Annotated in this window: 14 protein-coding genes and 1 pseudogene; 5 read left to right on the top strand and 10 right to left on the bottom strand. The window is 68.4% G+C overall.

The window, feature by feature from the left end:
* Window positions 1–140: 140 nt before the first annotated feature.
* Complete coding sequence (locus DSD19_RS04000) at window positions 141–1,388, bottom strand: sarcosine oxidase subunit beta family protein (RefSeq protein WP_113668601.1); 1,248 nt, start codon at window positions 1,386–1,388, stop codon at window positions 141–143.
* 205 nt (window positions 1,389–1,593) lie between these two features.
* Here DSD19_RS04000 and ccmI point away from each other — a divergent pair, with 205 nt between their 5' ends.
* From ccmI to DSD19_RS22690, 4 genes are all read left to right on the top strand, one after another.
* The gene (ccmI, locus tag DSD19_RS03995) at window positions 1,594–2,832 is read left to right on the top strand and encodes a c-type cytochrome biogenesis protein CcmI (RefSeq protein ID WP_113668600.1); all 1,239 of its coding nucleotides are present in this window, start codon (window positions 1,594–1,596) and stop codon (window positions 2,830–2,832) included.
* A gap of 2 nt (window positions 2,833–2,834) precedes the next feature.
* Entirely contained in the window at window positions 2,835–3,308 is a 474-nt protein-coding gene (gene ruvX, locus DSD19_RS03990; protein WP_113668599.1) for a Holliday junction resolvase RuvX, read from the top strand.
* Window positions 3,305–3,529 carry a DUF1289 domain-containing protein gene (locus DSD19_RS03985; protein ID WP_113668598.1) on the top strand — a complete coding sequence of 75 codons (225 nt, stop codon included), beginning with the start codon at window positions 3,305–3,307 and terminating at the stop codon, window positions 3,527–3,529. Before ruvX ends, DSD19_RS03985 begins: the two co-directional genes overlap by 4 nt.
* Window positions 3,530–3,670: 141 nt before the next feature.
* A complete protein-coding gene (locus tag DSD19_RS22690; RefSeq protein WP_113668597.1) occupies window positions 3,671–4,201 on the top strand; it encodes a GFA family protein in 531 nt (176 codons plus the stop codon).
* Window positions 4,202–4,395: 194 nt separating this feature from the next.
* Here the strand turns inward: DSD19_RS22690 and prfB are convergent, their stop codons facing one another.
* The 8 genes and pseudogenes from prfB to DSD19_RS03940 all read right to left on the bottom strand — a co-directional run bounded on the left by prfB (window position 4,396) and on the right by DSD19_RS03940 (window position 17,704).
* A complete protein-coding gene (prfB, locus tag DSD19_RS03975) occupies window positions 4,396–5,523 on the bottom strand; it encodes a peptide chain release factor 2 (protein WP_075785786.1) in 1,128 nt (375 codons plus the stop codon).
* A gap of 107 nt (window positions 5,524–5,630) precedes the next feature.
* Window positions 5,631–8,174, bottom strand: coding sequence for a penicillin-binding protein 1A (locus DSD19_RS03970; protein WP_113668596.1), 2,544 nt, complete (start codon window positions 8,172–8,174; stop codon window positions 5,631–5,633).
* Between the two features lie 138 nt (window positions 8,175–8,312).
* Entirely contained in the window at window positions 8,313–10,310 is a 1,998-nt protein-coding gene (locus DSD19_RS03965; RefSeq protein ID WP_113668595.1) for a S8 family serine peptidase, read from the bottom strand.
* Window positions 10,311–10,399: 89 nt separating this feature from the next.
* Window positions 10,400–11,614 (bottom strand): lytic murein transglycosylase, encoded by a 1,215-nt coding sequence (locus DSD19_RS03960; RefSeq protein WP_371412528.1) that lies wholly within the window; start codon window positions 11,612–11,614, stop codon window positions 10,400–10,402.
* 55 nt (window positions 11,615–11,669) lie between these two features.
* A complete protein-coding gene (locus DSD19_RS03955; RefSeq protein ID WP_113668772.1) occupies window positions 11,670–12,902 on the bottom strand; it encodes an N-acetylmuramoyl-L-alanine amidase in 1,233 nt (410 codons plus the stop codon).
* A 79-nt stretch (window positions 12,903–12,981) separates the two neighbouring features.
* Window positions 12,982–13,806 (bottom strand): sulfite exporter TauE/SafE family protein, encoded by an 825-nt coding sequence (locus DSD19_RS03950; RefSeq protein WP_113668593.1) that lies wholly within the window; start codon window positions 13,804–13,806, stop codon window positions 12,982–12,984.
* Between the two features lie 456 nt (window positions 13,807–14,262).
* Window positions 14,263–15,540 (bottom strand): annotated as a pseudogene (locus DSD19_RS03945) (IS481 family transposase).
* A gap of 277 nt (window positions 15,541–15,817) precedes the next feature.
* On the bottom strand, window positions 15,818–17,704 hold the full coding sequence (locus tag DSD19_RS03940; RefSeq protein WP_113668592.1) for a methyl-accepting chemotaxis protein: 1,887 nt from the start codon (window positions 17,702–17,704) through the stop codon (window positions 15,818–15,820).
* Between the two features lie 343 nt (window positions 17,705–18,047).
* On the opposite strand from DSD19_RS03940, the gene DSD19_RS03935 reads away from it, so the two are divergent.
* Window positions 18,048–20,099 carry an ATP-dependent helicase gene (locus tag DSD19_RS03935; RefSeq protein ID WP_243627659.1) on the top strand — a complete coding sequence of 684 codons (2,052 nt, stop codon included), beginning with the start codon at window positions 18,048–18,050 and terminating at the stop codon, window positions 20,097–20,099.
* A gap of 10 nt (window positions 20,100–20,109) precedes the next feature.
* Here DSD19_RS03935 and DSD19_RS03930 read toward each other — a convergent pair whose 3' ends face one another.
* Window positions 20,110–20,442: a DUF1992 domain-containing protein gene (locus tag DSD19_RS03930; RefSeq protein WP_075785760.1), complete on the bottom strand. Its 333-nt coding sequence runs from the start codon at window positions 20,440–20,442 to the stop codon at window positions 20,110–20,112.
* Window position 20,443 lies beyond the last annotated feature (1 nt).

The following is a 20,443-nucleotide window of genomic DNA, read 5'->3' as shown; positions in this document are numbered from 1 at the left end:
ACCGCGGCTCAGCTGCGCAGAGCCTAGTGCGCGACCGTTACCGGCCTGTAAAGGCTGACCGGGCCGGGAGACCGGCGCACCTCGGCCTGTCGCGGCCGACGGGGCGTCCGGCTGGCACGCGGCGGGATCTGCGGCAGGCATCAGTGGGCCACCCCGGCGGCAACGCTTTCATCGACGAACCGGCCCGCGCCGAAGCGGTCGAGCCCGAATTCCGCCGCCAGCGGCCCCGGTTCGCCCTTGGCCACCAGCTCGGCCATCGCCCAGCCCGAGCCGGGGATCGCCTTGAACCCGCCAGTGCCCCAGCCGCAATTGATGAAGCAGTTGCCAAGCGGGGTTTTCGACAGGATCGGCGAGCGGTCGCCGGTCATGTCGACGATGCCGCCCCACTGGCGCAGCATCTTCAGCCGCGAGATGATCGGAAAGGTCTCGATCAGGGCGCGGATGGTGTCCTCGACATGCTGGAAACTGCCGCGCTGGGTGTAGTTGTTGAACCCGTCGGCGCCGCCCCCGATCACCAGTTCGCCCTTGTCGGACTGGCTCATGTAGCCATGCACGGTATTGGCCATGACCACGGTGTCGATCACCGGCTTGATCGGTTCCGAGACCAGCGCCTGCAGCGCCACCGACTCGATCGGCAGGCGGAACCCGGCCATCTCGGCCAGAACGCCCGAATGCCCCGCCACCACGATGGCCAGCTTGCCGCAGCCGATCGCACCCTTCGTGGTCTCGATCCCGGTGACCTTGCCCGCCTTCTGCCGGACCGCCGTGACCTCGCATTGCTGGATGATGTCGATCCCCATCGCCGAACAGGCGCGGGCATAGCCCCAGGCGACCGCATCGTGACGCGCGGTCCCGCCGCGCTTTTGCCAGAGCGCGCCCAGAACCGGATAGCGCGGCCCGTCGATATTGATGATCGGCACGATCTCCTTCACGCGCTTCGCATCGACATATTCCGTGTCGATCCCCTGCAGCACGTTGGCCGCCGCCGTCCGTTTCCAGCCGCGCGCCTCGTGTTCGGACTGGGCCAGCATCAGGCAGCCGCGCGGGCTGAACATCACGTTGTAGTTCAGATCCTGGCTGAGCCCGTCATAGAGCGACCGCGCCTTCTCGAAGATCGCGGCCGAGGGATCCTGCAGGTAGTTCGAGCGGATGATCGTCGTGTTGCGACCGGTATTGCCACCGCCCAGCCAGCCCTTCTCGATCACTGCGACATTTCGCACGCCATGGTTCTTGCCCAGATAATAGGCGGTGGCGAGGCCGTGCCCGCCCGCGCCCACCACGATGACGTCGTAGCGGGCCTTGGGTTCGGGCGAGGCCCAGGCCTTTTCCCAGCCCTCATGGTAGCTGGCGGCCTCACGGGCAATGGCGAATGCGGAATAGCGTTTCATGGCCACGGGCGAATCCCCTTGGGTTTGCGGGCTCTTTGGCTCCGTTTAAGCACCCTGCTCCGGCGCCCCCCTGCCCGCCAGCGGCATGCCATCAAAAGAACGCGACACCGGCGCCGACAGCAAGGGGTCGGACCGCTTTGGTCTTTCGAAACCGGGCCAAGCATACTAGATCGGCTGGGGCAGGCAGAGAGGGGGCCCCTATCCCATGACCTTTATCGTCGTCGCCATCGGCATGGCCGCCGTGATCGCCGCGGTTCTGACGCTGACGCTGATCCGGGGCCGCCGCGGCGACGAACCGGCCGCCGCCTACGACCTGCGCGTCTATCGCGAACAGCTCGACGAGGTCGAGCGCGACCTCGCGCGCGGCGTGATCGCCGAGGACGAGGCCGACCGCATCCGGACCGAGGTGTCGCGCCGGGTGCTGGAGGCCGACCGCAAGCTCGCGCGTCAGGTCGCGACCGGCCAGGCCCCGAAGGCGCTGAGCCTCGTGGCAGGCATCGCGGTGCTGGCCTTTCTGCTGGGCGGCGCCTGGATCACCTACAGCTATAATGGCATGCCGGGCTATGCCGACCAGCCGCTCGATCTGCGCAAGGCCGAGGCCGCCGACTACCGCGAAACCCGGATGCGTCAGGCCGAGGCCGAGGCCAAGGCGCCGCCGATGCCCGGCCTGCCCACCCCCGATGCCGAACATCTGAAACTGGTCGAAAAGCTCCGCCAGGTGGTGGCCGAGCGCGGCGACGATCTGCAGGGGCTGGACCTGCTGGCCCATAACGAGGCGGCGCTGGGCAACTTCAAGGCGGCCTACGAGGCCCAGGCGAAGGTGATCGCGCTGAAAGGCGCCCAGGCCACCGCCAACGACTATGCGACCCAGGCCGACATGATGGTGCTGGCCAGTTCGGGCTATGTCTCGCCCGAAGCCGAGGCCGCGCTGGAACAGGCGCTGAACCGCAATCCGCAGAACGGCACGGCGCTGTACTACTGGGGGCTCATGCATATCCAGACCGGGCGGCCCGACATAGCCTTCCGGGTCTGGCGCGAGCTTCTGAACGTGTCCAAGGCCGACGACCCGTGGCTTCCCATCGTGCGCGAGCAGATGCCGAACCTCGCCTGGTATGCGGGCGACGAACGCTATCAGTTGCCGCCCATGCCCGCCGCCGGAGGCGCGCCCGGCCCCAGCGCCGAGGACATGGCCGCGGCCGAAGACATGACCCCAGAGGCCCGGCAGGAGATGATCCGCGGCATGGTCGCCCGACTGTCGGCGCGGCTCGCGGATCAGGGCGGCAGCCCCGAGGAATGGGCGCGTCTGATCGGCGCGCTCGGCGTGCTGGGCGACCGCGAGCAGGCGGGCGCGATCTGGGCCGAGGCACAGCAGACCTTCGCCGCCCAGCCCGACGCGCTGGCCACCATCCGGCAAGCCGCGCAATCGGCGGGGGTGGCCGAGTGAGCGTGCATGACTCCCCCGAGGAGTTCGCGGCGGCGCTGCCCCGGCCCGCCGCGCTGATCGGGCTCGATTTCGGCGAAAAGACCATCGGCGTCGCGGTATCGGACCCGTTCTGGACCGTGGCGAGCCCGCTCGAGACGATCCGGCGCAAGAAGTTCACCCTCGATGCCGGGCGGGTGCTGGACATCGCCCAGGGCCGTAGCGTGGGCGGGATCGTGCTGGGCCTGCCGCGCAACATGGACGGGACCGAGGGCGCGCGCTGCCAGTCGACCCGCGCCTTCGCGCGCAACCTGTCGCGGATTACGGACCTGCCCATCGGCTTCTGGGACGAACGGTTGTCGACCGTCGCGGCCGAACGCGCGCTGCTTGAGGCCGACACCTCGCGCCGGCGCCGGGCCGAGGTCATTGACCATGTGGCCGCGGGATATATCCTTCAGGGACTGCTGGACAGATTACGGAACCTGACTGCCGCGCCATGACCGACGCCGACGCCCCGATCGCGACGCCCTGCATCCGCACCTGCCGCGTCGACCCGGACAGCCGTCTTTGCATCGGCTGCCTGCGCAGCATGGACGAAATCGGCAGGTGGGGCAGCATGAGCCCCGCCGAGCGCCGCCGGATCATGGCCGAGCTGCCCGCGCGCCGCGGCCGGATCAGCCCCGACGCCGAAGCAGGTCTTCCGCGCCGGAAACGCGGCTGAACGCAGAGGGCGCCCCGCCCTCTGTCAGTCTCCGGTCAGTGTAAGCAGCAAAGCAAAACCCACTTTTGTGTCGCTTCTCCGACCCGGTTCACGGCGCTCCGCATGAAGGACAGACATGGGACAAGCTGTCATTCGTGAAAAATGCAGCGAACGCTAGGAACGAGCCCCACGTTGACCCTGGTTCCAGGCGTGGATACTGATTGGGAGGGCCGCAAACTTCACATCCGAAGGCGGCGTCGCGGTTGCGTGTCGAAGGGATTTCGAGTGGACAGTCTGGCGACTGGACAGTGTCTGTGCGGCGCTGTGACATTTCGCATATCGGGAGAGTTCGAGAGCTTCTTCCTCTGCCACTGCACGCGCTGTCGCAAGGATAGCGGCTCGGCCCATTCGGCAAACCTGTTTTCGTCGACGGCGAAGATCACCTGGTTGTCGGGAGAGGCAAATATCAGGACCTTCCGGCTTTCCGGGTCGAGACACGTAAAGTGCTTTTGCACGATCTGTGGCTCCGCGCTGCCGTTTTCTCAACCGGACGACGGTGTGCTGGTCGTGCCAGCAGGGTCGCTTGATGGCGCGCTCGGCAGGCGGCCCGACGCGCATATCTGCTTCTCCGTTCGCGCGGATTGGGACGACGACTTGGCGTCCCTTAGTCGGTTCGACGAGTTTCCGGCTTAACCTGCCAATCTCCCGGCACGTCCGCTTTGTCCCGCATTGCTGACCGCCACGGGGATCGCCGCGACGGTCTGGTCTGGGTCGGAATTGCCTGACACTTACTTGGGTCGCAGTTGCCAGGCACGGCCCAGCGGCAGGATTCAGAAAATTCGCCGGGCGGTGTCGGAAATGCGCGGCATTCGACAGTCAGTCTTCGGTCAGTCCTCGGCCTGGGCCTCGGCCCGGGTCTTGCCCGACACTTTCAACGCCAGCGTGGCGGCCATGAACTGGTCCAGATCGCCGTCCAGCACCCCTTGCGTGTCCGAGGTCTCGACCCCGGTGCGCAGGTCCTTCACCATCTGATAGGGCTGCAGCACGTAAGACCGGATCTGGTTGCCCCAGCCCGCATCGCCCTTGGCCTCGTGCTGGGCGTTGATCTCGGCGTTGCGCTTGTCGAGTTCAAGCTGGTACAGGCGCGATTTCAGGGCCTTCATGGCAATGTCGCGGTTCTGGTGCTGGGATTTTTCCGAACTGGTCACGACGATGCCGGTCGGCATGTGGGTGATCCGCACCGCCGAGTCGGTCGTGTTCACGTGCTGTCCGCCGGCGCCCGAGGACCGGTAGGTGTCGATGCGGATGTCGTTCGGGCTGACCTCGATCTCGATATTGTCATCGACCACCGGATAGACCCAGACCGACGAGAACGAGGTATGCCGCCGCGCCGCCGAATCGTAGGGCGAAATCCGCACCAGGCGGTGCACGCCCGATTCCGATTTCAGCCAGCCATAGGCATTGCGGCCGGTGATCTTGTAGGTGGCGGACTTGATGCCCGCCTCCTCGCCCGCGCTTTCCGACTGCAGTTCGACGTCATAGCCATGCTTCTCGGCCCAGCGGACATACATCCGCGCCAGCATCGAGGCCCAGTCGCAGCTTTCGGTCCCGCCCGCGCCCGAGTTGATCTCGAGGAAGGTGTCGTTGGCATCGGCCTCGCCGTCCAGCAGCGCCTCAAGCTCTTTCGCCTCGGCCTTCTCGCGCAGCGCCTTCAGCGCCGCCTCGGCCTCCTTGACGACCTCCTGGTCGCCCTCGGCCTCGCCCAGCTCGATCAGCTCGACATTGTCCTCAAGCTCCTGGCGGATGCCCTTGTAGGTGTCGATGGCATCGACCAGCGCCTGCCGCTCGCGCATCAGCTTCTGCGCCCGGTCGGGGTCGTTCCACAGCTCGGGGTCCTCGGCCATGGCATTGAATTCTTCCAGCCGGTGCTGGGCGGTCTCCCAGTCCAGACGCTGGGCCAGAAGCCCCAGCGACCTGCGGATGTCCTCGACGGTATTCTGCGCCTCTGCACGCATCGGGCGAAGCCTCGCTGATAATGTGTCAGGTGGGGGTCATATCCCGAGGGGCCGGGACGGGCAAGCGGGCGAGACCGGAAAGCGGCCCCCGACCGCCCGCCGTTTCGTCAGTAAAGCCCGCCCGAGGACAGCGTTCCGAAACTGGCCTTCGGCCCCACCACCGCCTTGCGCCCGGTCGAGGTGGTGACCTCTTCCGAGGGGACGTCTTCGCCGGTGTCCTGCTCGCCCCGGCCGAAAAGCGGCAGGTTCGAGCCCATGGCGAAGCCTCCGTCGATCATGGCCCCGATGCCGAAGATCGGCTCTTCGCCCGCACGGAAGTACTCGGCCACCACATTCTCGCCCGACGCGTCATCTGCCAGGCGCTCGCCGGAATAGCGGTCGATCTTGATGAACTGCCCGCCCGGCGGCACCTTGAACGGCCCGCCGCCATATTTGGCGGTGGCGACCTTCATGAACTCGTTGAAGACCGGCGCGCACATGGATCCGCCAAAGGCGCCGCCCCCCAGACTGCGCGGCCGGTCAAAGCCCATGTAACAGCCCGCCACGATGTTCGAGGTGAAGCCCAGGAACCAGACATCGCGCGCGTCATTGGTGGTGCCGGTCTTGCCGGCCGTCGGCACGCCCAGATTGACGCGCCCCGCCGCCGTGCCCCTCTCGACCACGCCCCGCATCATCGAGGTCAGCTGATAGGCGGTGATCGCGTTCATCACCCGCTCGCGGTCCGAGACCACGGTCGGCCCCTGCCCCTCGGGGATCGACAGGGTGCCGCAATCGGTGCAGACCCGGTCGTCATGGCGGTAGATGGTGCGGCCCTGACGGTCCTGCACCCGGTCGACCAGCGTGGGCTCGACCCGTTCGCCGCCATTGGCGAACATCGCATAGGCCGCCACCATCCGGTACAGCGTGGTCTCCTGGCTGCCCAGCGCATTGGCCAGATAGGGTTCGAGCCGGTCATAGACCCCGAATTTCTCGGCATAGCGGGCGACGGTGTCCATCCCGACCTCGCGTGCCAGCCGCACCGTCATCAGGTTTCGCGACTGCTCGATCCCGGTGCGCAGCGGCGTCGGACCGTAGAACTTGTTCGAAGAGTTCTTGGGCCGCCAGATCGTGCCACCGCCGGTATCGACCTCGATCGGCGCGTCGATGATGATCGTCGCGGGCGTGAACCCGCTGTCGAGCGCGGCGGCATAGACGAAGGGCTTGAAGGAGGAACCAGGCTGGCGCGTCGCCTGGGTCGCGCGGTTGAACACCGAGGCCTGGTACGAGAACCCGCCCTGCATCGCCAGCACCCGGCCGGTATTGACGTCCATCGCGACGAAGCCGCCCTGGATCTCGGGCACCTGGCGCAGCGTCCAGCGGATAAAGCCGCCATTGTCGCCGGTCATGCGCCGCACCAGCACCACATCGCCGACCTTGAAATTGGCGCGGAAATCGCCGCGCAGCCAGCCGATATCCTTGCGCGGCACCACCTGGGGCTCGGCCTCGGTCGCCTCGACGCCCTCGATCCCCAGCCGCATCTGCTGGTCCTCGATCTTCAGCACCACCGCCGGATGCCACGGCCCGTCAAGCCGGATGTCGCGCGGCACAACGGTCGCCGCCAGCGCGGCGCGCCAGTGCTCTTCGGTATCGAGCTCGGCCGGGTCGATGGCCTTGCCGGTGCCGCGCCAGACGCCACGATCGCGGTCGTATTTCTCAAGCCCCCGGCGCAGCGCCTGCGCCGCCTCGTCCTGCAATTCGGGGTCGAGCGTCGCGCGGATCGTAAGACCGCCGCCAAAGAATTCCTCCTGACCGAAATCCTGGCTCAGCTGGCGCCGGATCTCGTCGGTGAAATAGTCGCGCGGCGGCAGGCTGGAACTGAAGGGCGGATAGTCACCGTTCTGCACCGTCATAAGCGGCGCGGCCCGAGCCGCCTCATAGGTGGCGTCGTCGAGATAGCCGTTATCGTGCATCTCGTGCAGCACGTAGTCGCGCCGGGCCACCGCGGCGTCCTGGTTGCGCACCGGATGATAGTTCGAGGGCGCCTTGGGCAGCGCCGCCAGATAGGCGGCCTCTTCGGGTTTCAGCTCGCTCAGCGTCTTGTCGAAATAGGTCTGCGCCGCGGCCGCCACGCCATAGGAGTTCTGTCCGAGAAAAATCTCGTTGAGATACAGCTCGAGGATCTTGTCCTTCGACAGCGTCTCTTCGATGCGGGTGGCAAGGATCAGCTCCTTGATCTTGCGTTCCCCGGTCCGTTCGCCGCCCAGAAGGAAGTTCTTCATCACCTGCTGGGTGATGGTCGAGGCGCCCCGCACGTTCCGGCCCCGGCTTTTCACGGCATCGAACAACGCCGCCGCCATGCCGCGCGCGTCATAGCCGTGATGGGTATAGAAGTTCTTGTCCTCGGCCGAGATGAAGGCCGCCTTGACCAGATCGGGAATTTCCTCGGCGGGCACGAACAGCCGGCGCTCTTCCGCGAATTCGTCGATCAGCCGCCCCTCGCCCGAATAGATCCGGCTGATGGTCTTGGGCTGGTAGCTGGCCAGATCCTCGTGATCGGGCAGATCGCGCGCATACATCCAGAAGACGGCGCCGATCATCAGGACGGCGGCCGCGACGCCCAGCGTCGCGAAAGAAAAGAGCGCCCCGATAAGGGACAGGAAGAACCGGATCACCCGCGCGTGCCTCTGTGCCGTTATCCGCTCTCTATAGGGCTTCGGACCGGGCGGGTCAAAAGCAAGAGCCCCGGATCGGCGCCGCGCGGCCGGTCCCCGAGGTCACATCGGCGGGAGGTCGGGCCCCCGCCCCGCCGCTCAGGGACGGGCGCGCACGGCCATCGTGTCGCTGGCGGTCTGGCCCGCGCCATCGGTGACGGTAACGCCGATTTCGTAGGTGCGGTTTTGCTCCAGCACGATCCCGACCCGGGGGCCGCTCAGGTCGGACCGCGCCAGCCCGTCGACCGTCCAGCGCGGCGCACAGCAGCCGATGCCCTCCTCGACATCGACGGCGCGGGCCTCGACGTCCAGCCTGCTGCCCATCTGCACCGCGGGCATGTCAAGACCCGGGCGCGGGCGCACGATCTCGACCAGCGGCGGGAAATCGGTTCCCGAAAAGCGCGCGGCCAGCGCCTGCCGGACCGGACGCTCGGCGTTCAGGAACCGGCCGAGCCGCGGATCGGGCGCCTGCCCGGGCGGCAGGTCGGTGGCCCCGGACCAGGCGCCCTTCAGCAGAAGGCCGCGCAGCGCATCCGCGCCCAGCCCCGGATCGGCCGCCGCGATCAGCGCGGCCACCCCCGCCACCAGCGGCGCCGCGACGGAACTGCCCGAAACCGCCTGCGTCCAGCCCTGCGCGGGCGGCGACGTGCCCGCGCCCGGATCGGCCCCGGCCAGGATCGCCACCCCGGGCGCGTAGATGTCGATGCTGTCGCCGTCCTGCCCCGGCGTGCCGGGCAAAGCGCCCGCAGCCGAGAACCCGGCGATCCGCACATCGTCCTGGCCCAGCGCGCCGACGCAGACCACACCCGTCAGTTCGCAAGGAACGCGCCGGGCGGTTTCATGGCACGCGCCCGCCCCGCCCTCGACACAGCGCACCGCGTCGATATCGGCCCGGTCGTTCCCGGCGGCGGCGACCACCAGCGTCCCGGCCCGGTCGAGCGCCGCGATCCCCAGATCGAGCGCCACCGTCGACCAGGCCCAGAGATCGGGCACGGTGGCGGCAAAGCTCATGTTCACCACGCGGGGCACGGCCGCAGCACCGGGCGCGGTCCTGTCCGCGATCCAGGCCAGAAGGGACCAGCTTTCGAACCCGTCGAGGGTCTGCAGCTCGACCGGGCCCGCCACCGGCCCTGCCGGACCGGCCACGGCGCGCATGTTGCCGATCGGCGCCGCCATGATCTCGGCCACATGCGAGCCATGCCAGGGACAGGCCGCGCCCCCCGCGCAGGCCCGGCCGCCGGGCCTGCCCGCCGCGGCGCCCCGCGGATCCGGCATCGAAAGATCGAGCGCGTCGTGAAACCCCTGATCGATCACCGCGAGCGGAATCCGGCTGGCGGCCGTCGCACGACCGGTATCGTCCAGAAGACCCGCCGCCTTCAGCAGATGCCAGGCGCCGGTCACCCCGATCCGCGCCGCGCCCTCGCCGTTGAGATAGGGCAGATCGAACGGGTTGACGAAGCCCGCGCCGGCGGGGGTGACGCCCTCCAGCAGGATCTCGTTGTCAAGCGCCACCGGCTCGAAGATCCAGTTCAGCCCGACCGAGACCTCGCCCGCCAGCTGCAGGTCGAGCGCGGCGGTCAGCGTGTCCCGCGCAGCCTCGGAGGACACCTCGTAGACCCGGGTGAACCGGTGCGGGGACGCCGCCTCGACCCGGTCGAAGACCGCATCATCGGGCGGCCGCCGGGGGTCGAGCCGCACCCGCAGGACGCTGAGCGTGCGGCCCTCGGGCGTGCCCGCGGTCAGCCGCAAGGGCGCGCCGATCGGGGTCCCGATCCGCGCCGCCACCGCCTTGGCCTCGGTCGGGCTATCCGCCACGAGGATCAGCTCGCCCGCCACGAAACCCGCCTCGGCCGTGCCGCTGCGGACCACCCCGGCCGCGCGCAGCGGCCCCGGCCGCAGGTCCTCGGCCCGCCGTTCAAGCGCCGGTTCCACCCGAAGCGCGGGCCGCGGGACGGGCCGCGTCCGGTCGTCGGGTTCAGGACGGGCGATGCTGAACTTCTCGATGAGCACGGCGGGATCGAGCCGCCCCGGATCGTCGCCCTGCGCCGCGGCCGACCCGGCCAGACACACGGCAAACGCAGGCAGAAAATGCCTCATGGCCAAACCCTCGTACTATTCGAAACCGTCTAAAATCGGATGCAAGGATCAGCGCGCGAGGCCGCCGCTGTCAAGCGCCAGCCAAGGCGTCAACGCCCCAGCGCAGCCCCCATCCCCGGCTCGGGAAAGCAGGTCGCGGGGCGGCCCGCGCTTTCCTGCCAGCGGCCGATCTCGCGCCGGGTCTTGAACCCCGGCAGCCCGTCGACCCCGCCGACATCGCGCCCGCGCGCCTCAAGCGCGCGCTGGATCGTGGCGATCTCGGCCCGGTCCAGCCGGCCCAGGGCCGCCCAGCGCGCGGAAAAACCGCCCGAGCCAAAGCCGATCCGGTCGCCCAGATGGCCCACGTAAAGCGCGTACAGGTCGCTCTTGTTATAGGCCTTGAGCACGTAGAAATTGGGCGTGACCAGAAAGGCCGGGCCATGCCGCCCGGCGGGCATCATCAGAAAGCCCTCACCCCGGCGCTCGTGCTCGGGGAAGGGGCGGCCCGACACGCGGGTCACGCCCAAAGCCTGCCAGTCGGCGATGCTTTGGCCCCGGTCGGGCCCTTCCAGCGTGCAGGACACCGACGCAGGCACCCGCACCTCGAAGCCCCAGTCGCGCCCGGCCTGCCAGCCATGCCGGGCCAGATACGTCGCGATCGAGGCGACCGTATCGGGGCCCGAGCGCCAGATATCGGCGCGCCCGTCGCCATCGCCATCCGTGGCATGGGCCAGATAGGACGAGGGCATGAATTGCGGCTGACCCATCGCCCCCGCCCAGCTGCTTTTCATCTGTTCAAGCGGCACCGGCCGGGCCTGGGCAATTTTCAGCGCGGCCACGAGTTCGTCCGCGAAATAGTCGGCGCGGGTCGACATGAAGCCCTTGGTGCCGAGGACGCGAAAGAGGTCATGGCGGATCGGCGCGCGTCCATAGGCGCTTTCCCGGCTCCAGATCGCCAGCACGATCCGGCCGGGCACACCGGTCACGCGTTCGGCAGCCGTCAGCGCCCCGGCCTGACGGACCGCCATCTGCCGCCCGGTGGTGGCCGCGCTCCGCAGCCCGCCCTCATCGAAATAGGCCGCGGGCGCGCCGAATTCGGCCTGCCGCTGAGGCCCCGGCGCGGCCGTCCGGCCCGGCGGCACCAGATCGGGCAGATCCCAGTCCAGCCGCACCCCGGAAAACGCGGTCTCGAAGGTCGTGCGCGACACCCCCTCGGCCCGCGCGCGCGGCCAGATCCGGGTGTCGAGCCAGGCGCGGAACTGCCGCTCGACCGCCGCCCGATCGACCGGTTGCGCCGCCGCCGAAACGGGCAGCGCGGCCAGCATCAGCACCAGAAGGACGGATCGGATCACGGCGGGCATCGGGTCTCGCTTTCCCGGCCTAGCGGCGCAACAGCGCGGCCTCGGCGGCATCGGTTTCGGCCCAGGCGCGCAGGGCCTCGACGATCCCGGCCGCCGCCCGCGCGCGCCAGTCGGGCGATGTCAGGTTCTCGCGGTCGTTCCGAGAGGACAGGAACCCCATCTCGATCAGCACCGACGGGATGTCGGGCGCCTTCAGCACCGAAAACGCCGCCGACATGTGCGGCGTCTTGTAAAGCTGGCCGACATGGGCGCCAAGCCCCGCGACGATGGCCTCGGCCAGCCGTTCCGAGCGGTGCTGGGTATCGGTGCGGGCCAGGTCCATCAGAACGCCCGCGATCACGTCATCCTTGTCGCTGAGATCGACCCCGGCCAGCAGCGCGTCGCGGTCGTGGCGTTCGGCCAGCTGCGCAGACGCGGTGTCGGTCGCGGTGTCCGACAGGGTGTAGACCGTCGCGCCCGAGGCATAGCCGTCGGCCAGCGCATCGGCATGAAGCGACAGGAACAGATCGGCGCGGGCGGCGCGGGCGATGTCGATCCGGGTTTCCAGCGGCACGAAGACATCCTCGGCGCGGGTCAGCACCGGGTCGAACCCGGCCCGGGCCAGTGCCTCGGCCAGCTCCTTGCCGAAGCTCAGCATCAGGCTCGCCTCGCTGATCCCGGCGCGCTCGGCCCCCGGATCGATGCCGCCATGGCCGGGGTCGATGACCACCCGCAGCGGGCGGCTGCCATCGTTGCGGCGGGGCGGCGGCGGCAGCGGCTCGGGCGCGGGCAGGCCCCAAAGCGCGGTCTGGGCGGGGGGGCCGGCCGGAGCAGCCGCCCGCGCGCGATCGGCCGGGCCAAGCTGCACCGTCAGGCGGGCCCGGCCGGACACCGGATCGCGCGGCATCTCGGCCGAGCTCAGCGCCATCGGCGCCGCGAGGTCCAGCACCAGCCGCGACCAGCCCGGGCGGATCGTGCCCGCCCGCGCCGCCCTGACCCGGTCGCTGCCGGTCAGCGCGGCGGTGCTGATCCCGCGCCAGTCGACCTCGCGGAAATCGACGACAAGCCGCGGCGGCGCCTCGAGCGTGAAGACCCGGTAGGGCACCGGCTGGCTGAGATCGAGCCGAAGCGCAACGCCCCCGCCCGGCAGATCGTCAAGTGCAGAGGCCGCCAGATCGGGCCGCGCCAGCGCCGACAGCGGCTCGGCCGCCGCGGGACCGGCGACCCCCAGCCAAAGCGCGGCCAGCGCGCGAAAAACCAATGAAATTGCCATCATAGCTGCCCGATCGCCCCGGTCTTTTCGGGCAGCATAGCGCATGCGGGCAGAGTTCGCCACGCTTGCGGCGCGGGGCTCAGAACCCGGCGGCCTTGCGCAGCATATTGCCCGCGACGAGGATCAGGAAGATCGCGAAGACCCGTTTCAGCGGCTTGGGGTCCATCGCATGGGCCATCCTAACGCCCAGCGGCGTCGTGATCAGCGTCATCGCGATGACGACCAGAAAGGCCGGGATGTTGACCGCGCCCAGCGTGAAGGGCGGCCGCGCGCCGTCGGGGATCTGGACGAAGAAGAACCCAAGAACCGAGGGCACCGCGATCAGCACGCCAAAGCCCGAGGCCGTCGCCACCGCGCGATGGATCGGCGCGCCATGAAGCGTCATCAGCGGGACCCCGAAGCTGCCGCCGCCAATTCCCATCAGCACCGACAGGAAGCCCACGACCGGGGACAGAACCGCCCGCTTGAGGCCCTTCGGCATGGTGTCGCCTAGCCGCCAGTCGCTGCGCCCAAGCGCCATGTAAAGCCCGACCGCCATCGCGAGCCCGCCAAAAATCCCTTGCAGCACCACCGACCGCAGCGAAGCCGCGACGAGCACCCCGATCACCGCGCCAACCGCGATGCCGGGCGCCCAGCCCTTCAGCACCTGCCAGTCGACCGCATCCTTCTTGGCATGGGACAGCACAGACCGCGTCGAGGTCACGATGATCGTGGCCAGAGAGGTCGCCAGGCAGATCTGCATCAGATAGGCGCTGTCATAGCCAAGGCTGTGGAAGGCATAGAAGAAGGCGGTCACCAGGACGATGCCGCCGCCGACCCCAAGAAGCCCGGCCAGTACGCCCGCGATCGCGCCGATTGCCAGCAACAGGACCAGCATGGCCAAAAGCGTCAGTGTGTCGGGCATCGCGCGCCTCCTTCGTCTTGAGGCCCGTGCTTATCCGAGCCCGGACGGAAGGGCCAGCCCGCTCCGACCGCATCGCGCCTGGATCGAAACTGGCCGGGCGTTCTGGACGGGCGAAACCGCTTGGGCGCCATCGAGCCCCGGTCGGGCCGTTATCCGAAGGCACTGCGACGGGACGTTCGGACCCGGGCGGCCGGGAGGGGAAACGCGGCGCGCCCGGGCACCCGGGATCGCCTTATGGACCATGCCTGTTTGGCGCGGGATGAAAGCTCCCTGCGACCGCGGCGAGCGTTCATTCTCGGATCGATCCGGGCTTCGGGAGGGATCATTTCCGCCGCTTTGGTGTCCGGGCCGACGGTCGCCCGCGACGGACGCTCTTTTCGGACCGCCGAGGAACGACCCGGGCGGCCGGAGACTCCAGACAGGCGCCATGAACCGGGATGGCCGGAGAGACTCATGTCATCGGCAAAACCGCCATCGGCCGACGGCGAGGCCGATTTCCTGGGTGTTCAGTCCCGGCATCTCGTGGATCGGGTCGAGGCTGAATCTGTCCGGCTCTGATGTCCGGAGCCTGCAGATGTATTCGCAGGGCGTGAGCCCGTCGATGGCCTTGAGGCGGCGCGCGAAGCTGAAAGCTGCCATGCTGCCAAGAAGTCCGCGAGGTGCGTCCGCAGCTGGTCGTGGCTGTCGTAGTGGAAACGTTTGACGTTCAGCGGGAAGACGCGCCACTGGTGCCTCTCCTGATCCGCTTCACCCTCCCTGATCGCGCGGTGCATCCGTTCGACCTGTCCGCCGCCCGGGGAAAACAGTCCCCCCGGACTGTTTTCCGATCCTCCGAACTCCCGGGATGGTTGGGGTTGGTCCGCCGGTGCTCGATCCCGTTTGCCTCGCAGATCATGTCAAAGCGCATCGGCCGTGAAGACGCGGTATTCCGGTTATTCCGGTTCCGGGGCTGCTCGGCGAACTGAATGCCCCTCGCCATTGTCTCTCAAACCAATGGCGCTCCAATGGCTCGATCGGTGAGGACGGTGTGTACCTGATAGGGCACGGCTTCGAGCATGCATTGCAGGACCTCCCGGGCCGTCTTACCGTCCGCTTTCTCGACGAGCTGGGTCACGGCAAACTTGCGCGTGCGGTCGATGCCTGCGAACGGCAAGGGCTTTCCTTCAGCTGTCTGCGCCTCGGCGATGTCGATGGGGATCGAGCCTGCGCGGTCGCCATCGGTTCGAGACCCGCTGGCGAGGGCCGACAGGGCAGCGTTTGAACGCCGACCGCTTCGGCTTGTCGCCCTCGACGTCCGGCAGGCGCGAGATGCATTCGCCATCGGGCTTGAACCAATGGCGCCGCAATGGCTCAGCGCTGCAGGCAGCACTGCAGTGCAGAGCGTGTCAGATGCGGGATGGACGGCTGCAGGGCATGGAGGCCGTCGTCAAGCGGCAGCAGCGTGCTGCGCCGAAACGCGACGATGGCCGCCTCCTCGGCCTCAGTGAGGACCGTCGAACGTGGCTTCTTAGGGCCGGTCTTGCGATCATCGACCGTCTGCTGTTCGCGCCGCTTCGCAACCGTCTCGGGGGTCGTCGGGAAAACGATTCACCGGATCGTTTTCCGATCCTCCCCACTCCGCAGGTCCCGGCTCAGCGTCGCGAGCGACGCTTGCGTTCGCTGTATCCCTGCTCTGGCCGCGTACGTGGTCGCGGCGCTTCCGTGACGAACTTGTCCCACAGGGCATCCCTCCATTCCTTCGAAAGGACCACACCATCAAACCCAGGGATCGAACAGCTAGAGACCCCACAGGTCCTCAGGAATCCGCCCCCCCGATCTCCTCGATCGCGGCGACGCAGTATTGGCAAGTCCGTTCGGTCAGAAACTGGCCAGCGGGCTGGTCTGGCTCTGGCCTGAATTGCAGAACGCGAAGGAACGGTCGGCCGATATGTCGAACGCCGCCCGCTGCGCGAGGCGTTTCAAGACTGTCTTTGGCAAAGCCCTCCAAAGAGGTTTGGACCGGGTGGCGCGCTCAGAAATCCTGCCAGCCACCCTCGTTGACCGCCTGGCGCAAGGGCGCGGTCGTTGGTACCGGTTCGGGGGTGACAGCTGTGGGATGGCCGCGCGCCGGCGCGGGTGCGGTCCCGTGGACGGATGGCCGACGCTTGAGATCGAACCGCGCCACAAGCCGTTCCAGGGTCGCGGCATCGGAGTTCAGCGTGGTCGACGCGGCTGTGGCCTCTTCGACCATGGCCGCGTTTTGCTGCGTGACCTTGTCGAGTTCGGAAACGCCAACGTTGATCTCGCCCAGCCCCACCGACTGTTCCTCGGCGCCTCTTGCAATATCGGCCACAAGGCCCGCGATGTTGCCGACACGCTCGACGATGTCGGTCAGCGCCTCGCCGGTGCGATTGACCAGCGCCACACCCGATTCGACCTCGTCGGAACTGGTCGAGATCAGCGTCTTGATCTCGCGCGCTGCCTCGGACGAGCGCTGTGCCAGCGCCCGCACTTCGGACGCCACGACGGCAAAGCCGCGGCCGGCCTCGCCCGCGCGCGCCGCCTCGACGCCTGCGTTCAGCGCCAGCAGGTTGGTCTGGAAGGCAATGTCGTCGATCACGCCGATGATCTGGCCGATTCCATCCGAAGATCTTTTGATGCGCGACATGGCCCCGACCGCGTCCTTCACCACCACGCCGCTTTCCTCGGCATGGTTGCGCGCCCGCTTGACCACCTCGGCGACCTCCGCCGCGCCTTCGGCTGCGGTCCGCACACTCGAGGTCATCTGGTCCAGCGCCGCGGCGGTCTCTTCGAGGGTCGCTGCCTGATTCTCGGTCCGGTGCGAAAGCTCGTCCGCGGCGGTGCTGATCTCGTCGGTGCGGGTCCGGATCTCGGCCGCGTTTTCGGCAACGATACCGATCAGGTCGTTCAGCGTATCGATGGTGGCGTTGAAATCCGTCCGCAGCCCTTCGTAATTGTGCGGGAACGGCTCTTCCAGCGAGTGGGACAGATCGCCCGAGGCCATCCGCTCCAGCCCGGCGCGCAGGGTCTGGACCACATGCGCCTCTTCCTTCTGGCGCTGGCGCGCTTCCTCGTCGAGCAGGTGCGCCGCCTTCAGCTTGATGCGGAAGGCATCGGCCCGGTCGGCGATCGCGCCGATCTCGTCATGCCGATGCGCATGCGGCACCTCGGTCTCGAGATCGCCGCCCGCCATCCGTTCGAACGCGTCGCCAAGATCGCCGAGCGGCCGCAGCAGCATTCGCAGCATCAGCAGCAGCACCGCCATGGCGACCGTGATCAGCACCGCGGTCACGGCCAGCCCGGTCTGACGCTGCACGGCAATCGCATGGTCGATCCGGCTGCGGTCGATGCCGACATAGAAAATCCCGACCGGCTGGCCGTCGGACCCCATGATCGGCTGATAGACAGTCAGGAACGGCCGACCGAGGATGATCGCCTCTCCGCTGTAGGTCTGGCCCTGCATCACTGCCGCCCTGACCGGATTGTCCTGACCGAGCTGCGTGCCCACAGCGCGCGTTCCGTCGGGCTTCTGGATGTTGGTCGACACCCGCACGAAGTCGTCGCTGGCCGCATCCCAGGCGAAAAGGGTCGCGGTTTCGCCCGACAATCCGCCCACATGGTCGATCAGCGCGTTATCCGTCACTTCGGGCAAGCGGTCCCAGGTCACCCGGCTGACCGTGCCGTCGGGCGCGGTTTCGAACCCGATGCCGCCGAAATTGTCGTCGAACTGGTCGATCAGGATACGCAGCGACGTGGTCTGGCGCTGTTGCGCTGCCTCGCGCATCGCCTCGGCGGTCTGGCGCTGAAGCACCACCCCCTGGACGATGCACAGCACAAGAACGAGCAAGCCCGTACCCAGCGTCAGGACGACTTTCAAGGATAGCTTGCTGAGGCGCATCGTGCCGTCTCCCGAAGGGGCCGGCACCGCGGCCCTGCCCGCACCGGCCCGAATATCTGTCGTGGCGCCCGTCCCGCCCCATGCCGAAACGCAACCACCGCGGCCGCACCGGAACGGCCGCTAATCCGATCGTTCAGCGCGCGTCCCCGGACCGGCCCCAAATCCAGGCACAAGCCGATCCGGTCCTGTTTCGCCGACCAAAATTGACGCTTGGTAAACGAAAAAGCGAATCTTGCCCTCACTTCGGGCGGTTTCAAGAGGCTCCCCGGCCTGGACGGGACTGCGGCGTCTTTCGGTGTTCCATGATTGTTCCAATCGCGCTAGACTCGCCCGGCAAGAGACGATGGGCTGGGGCATGCTGGATCACGGCGGGCATCTCGCCGGTCTGAACGACCGGCAGCGCGCGGCTGCGAGTCACGGGCCCGAGGGCGCGGGACCGCTTCTGGTCATCGCCGGGGCGGGGTCTGGCAAGACGCGCACCCTGGCGCACCGGGTGGCTCATCTGTTGGCCGGGGGCGCAGATCCGGGCCGGATCCTGCTGATGAGCTTTTCGCGCATGGCCGCGCAGGAGCTGACCCGCCGGGTCGAGCGGCTGCTGGCCGGGTCGGACCGCGCCTGGCCTGCGGGGGCGCTATGCTGGTCGGGGACATTCCATGCCATCGGCGCCCGGCTCTTGCGCGAGAATGCGGGCCGACTGGGGCTCGACCCCGATTTCGTGATTCACGACCGCGAGGACAGCGCCGATCTGATGAACCTCGCCCGGCACGGTCTGGGCCTCTCCTCGACCGAAAAACGCTTTCCGGCCAAGGGCACCTGCCTTGCGATCTATTCGCGCTGCGTGAATGCGGGCACCCCGCTGCCCGAGGTGCTGGCCGACCGCTTTGCCTGGTGCCTGCCCTGGGAGGACGAGCTCAAGCGGCTTTTCGGGGCCTATGTCGCGGCCAAGCAGGCGCAGAATGTGCTGGATTACGACGACCTGCTGCTGGCCTGGGCGCAGGCGATGGAAGACGAAAGCTTCGCGCGCTGGGCCGGGGGGCAATGGGACCATGTCCTGATCGACGAATATCAGGACACCAACCGGCTGCAGGCGCGGATCCTGATGGCGCTGAAACCCGACGGGCGCGGGCTGACCGTGGTCGGCGACGACGCCCAGGCGATCTACGGTTTCCGCGCCGCGACGGTGCGCAACATCCTCGACTTTTCCAAGGCCTTCGAACCGCCCGCCACGGTGATCGCGCTCGACCGCAACTACCGCTCGACCGGGCCGATCCTTGCCGCCGCCAATGCGGTGATCGGGCAGGCGCGCGAACGCTTCGCCAAGGATCTCTGGACCGACCGCGCGGGCGGCAGCAAGCCGCAGCTGGTCACCCTTCGCGACGGCCGCGACCAGGCCCGCCATGTCGCCGGGCGCATCCTGGCCGCGCGCGAGGCCGGGCTGAGGCTGAAGGATCAGGCGGTGCTGTTCCGCACCTCGAGCCATTCGGCCGAGCTGGAGATCGAGTTGACCCGCCGCCATCTGCCCTTCGTCAAGTTCGGCGGGCTCAAGTTCCTGTCGGCCGCCCATGTCAAGGACCTGCTCTCGGTGCTGCGGCTTCGGCAGAACCCGCGCGACCGGGTCTCGGGCTTTCGGATGTTGCAGCTTGTGCCCGGGATCGGCCCCGGCACCGCCGCGCGGGTGCTTGACGCGCTGGAGGCGGCGCCTGCCCCGGCCGAGGCGCTGCGCCGTCTGGCCCCTCCGCCCCGGGCCGCCGCCGACTGGCCCGCGCTGGTCGAGCTGATGACCGCGCCCGCCGGATGGCCGGACCTGATCGGCGCCGCCCGCGCCTGGTATGCCCCGCATCTGGACCGGCTTTACGAGGATGCCGACAGCCGCCGCGCCGATCTGGAACAGCTTGAACGGATCGCGGCGGGCTATCCCGACTGCGCCCGGTTCCTGACCGACCTGACCCTCGATCCGCCCGAGGCCACCAGCGCCGAGGCGGGCGTGCCGCTGCGCGACGACGACTATCTGATCCTGTCGACGATCCATTCCGCCAAGGGCCAGGAATGGCGGTCGGTCTTCGTGCTGAATGCGGTCGACGGCTGCATCCCGTCCGATCTGGGCACCGGATCGGAGGCCGAGATCGAGGAGGAACGGCGGCTTCTATACGTGGCGATGACCCGCGCGAAAGACAGCCTCGCCCTGGGAGTGCCGCTGAAATTCCATGTCACCCAGCAGGCCCGGTTCGGCGACCGCCACCTTTATGCCCGGCGGACCCGCTTCATCCCCGACTCGATCCTGAGCCAGTTCGAGCAGGTCTACTGGCAGGACCCGCCCGGCCCCGACGAACCGGCAGACGGGACCGAAGCGCCCCGGCTCGACCTGCGCCGCCGCATGCGCGACATGTGGGCCTGACCCGACCCGCTCAGAAAGACAGAAACCGGCGCCGCGCCTCTTCGGCGATGGCCTGGCGCATCTGCAGATCGGCCAGTTCGGCCATCGCGGCCTTCCGCTCTGCCGGATCGGTCAGCGCCGTCAACCGGGTCCTGCAGGCAAGAACCTGCTTTTTCAGCGAGATTTCTTCCGGCAGAGCGCCCGCCTCGGCCATGATCCGGAAGCCTGCCGCCTCGGCTGCGCCGACGAAGGCATCGCCCGGCCGGTCGGGCAGCGGTGCGCCCTCGCCCGCCAGCCCCTGCAACTGGCCGCGGGCCTGCGCCTGCAGGATCCGCCGCTCGACCAGTCTCGACATCCACGACATC

It is taken from the genome of Rhodovulum sp. BSW8, from assembly GCF_003314725.1.
In the GTDB taxonomy this organism is placed as follows: domain Bacteria; phylum Pseudomonadota; class Alphaproteobacteria; order Rhodobacterales; family Rhodobacteraceae; genus Rhodovulum; species Rhodovulum visakhapatnamense.
Note: the sequence above shows the minus strand (reverse complement) of the source record. Positions and strands in the feature narration are given on the sequence as shown.

What these genes read in the sequence shown, in the direction of transcription:
- DSD19_RS04000 (WP_113668601.1), bottom strand. Translation starts at nt 1,388, where the DNA reads ATGAAACGCTATTCCGCATTCGCCATTGCCCGTGAGGCCGCCAGCTAC.
- ccmI (WP_113668600.1), top strand. Translation starts at nt 1,594, where the DNA reads ATGACCTTTATCGTCGTCGCCATCGGCATGGCCGCCGTGATCGCCGCG.
- DSD19_RS03985 (WP_113668598.1), top strand. Translation starts at nt 3,305, where the DNA reads ATGACCGACGCCGACGCCCCGATCGCGACGCCCTGCATCCGCACCTGC.
- DSD19_RS22690 (WP_113668597.1), top strand. Translation starts at nt 3,671, where the DNA reads ATGCAGCGAACGCTAGGAACGAGCCCCACGTTGACCCTGGTTCCAGGC.
- prfB (WP_075785786.1), bottom strand. Translation starts at nt 5,523, where the DNA reads ATGCGTGCAGAGGCGCAGAATACCGTCGAGGACATCCGCAGGTCGCTG.
- DSD19_RS03965 (WP_113668595.1), bottom strand. Translation starts at nt 10,310, where the DNA reads ATGAGGCATTTTCTGCCTGCGTTTGCCGTGTGTCTGGCCGGGTCGGCC.
- DSD19_RS03960 (WP_371412528.1), bottom strand. Translation starts at nt 11,614, where the DNA reads ATGCTGGCCGCGCTGCCCGTTTCGGCGGCGGCGCAACCGGTCGATCGG.
- DSD19_RS03955 (WP_113668772.1), bottom strand. Translation starts at nt 12,902, where the DNA reads ATGGCAATTTCATTGGTTTTTCGCGCGCTGGCCGCGCTTTGGCTGGGG.
- DSD19_RS03950 (WP_113668593.1), bottom strand. Translation starts at nt 13,806, where the DNA reads ATGCCCGACACACTGACGCTTTTGGCCATGCTGGTCCTGTTGCTGGCA.
- DSD19_RS03940 (WP_113668592.1), bottom strand. Translation starts at nt 17,704, where the DNA reads ATGCGCCTCAGCAAGCTATCCTTGAAAGTCGTCCTGACGCTGGGTACG.
- DSD19_RS03935 (WP_243627659.1), top strand. Translation starts at nt 18,048, where the DNA reads ATGGGCTGGGGCATGCTGGATCACGGCGGGCATCTCGCCGGTCTGAAC.
- DSD19_RS03930 (WP_075785760.1), bottom strand. Translation starts at nt 20,442, where the DNA reads ATGTCGTGGATGTCGAGACTGGTCGAGCGGCGGATCCTGCAGGCGCAG.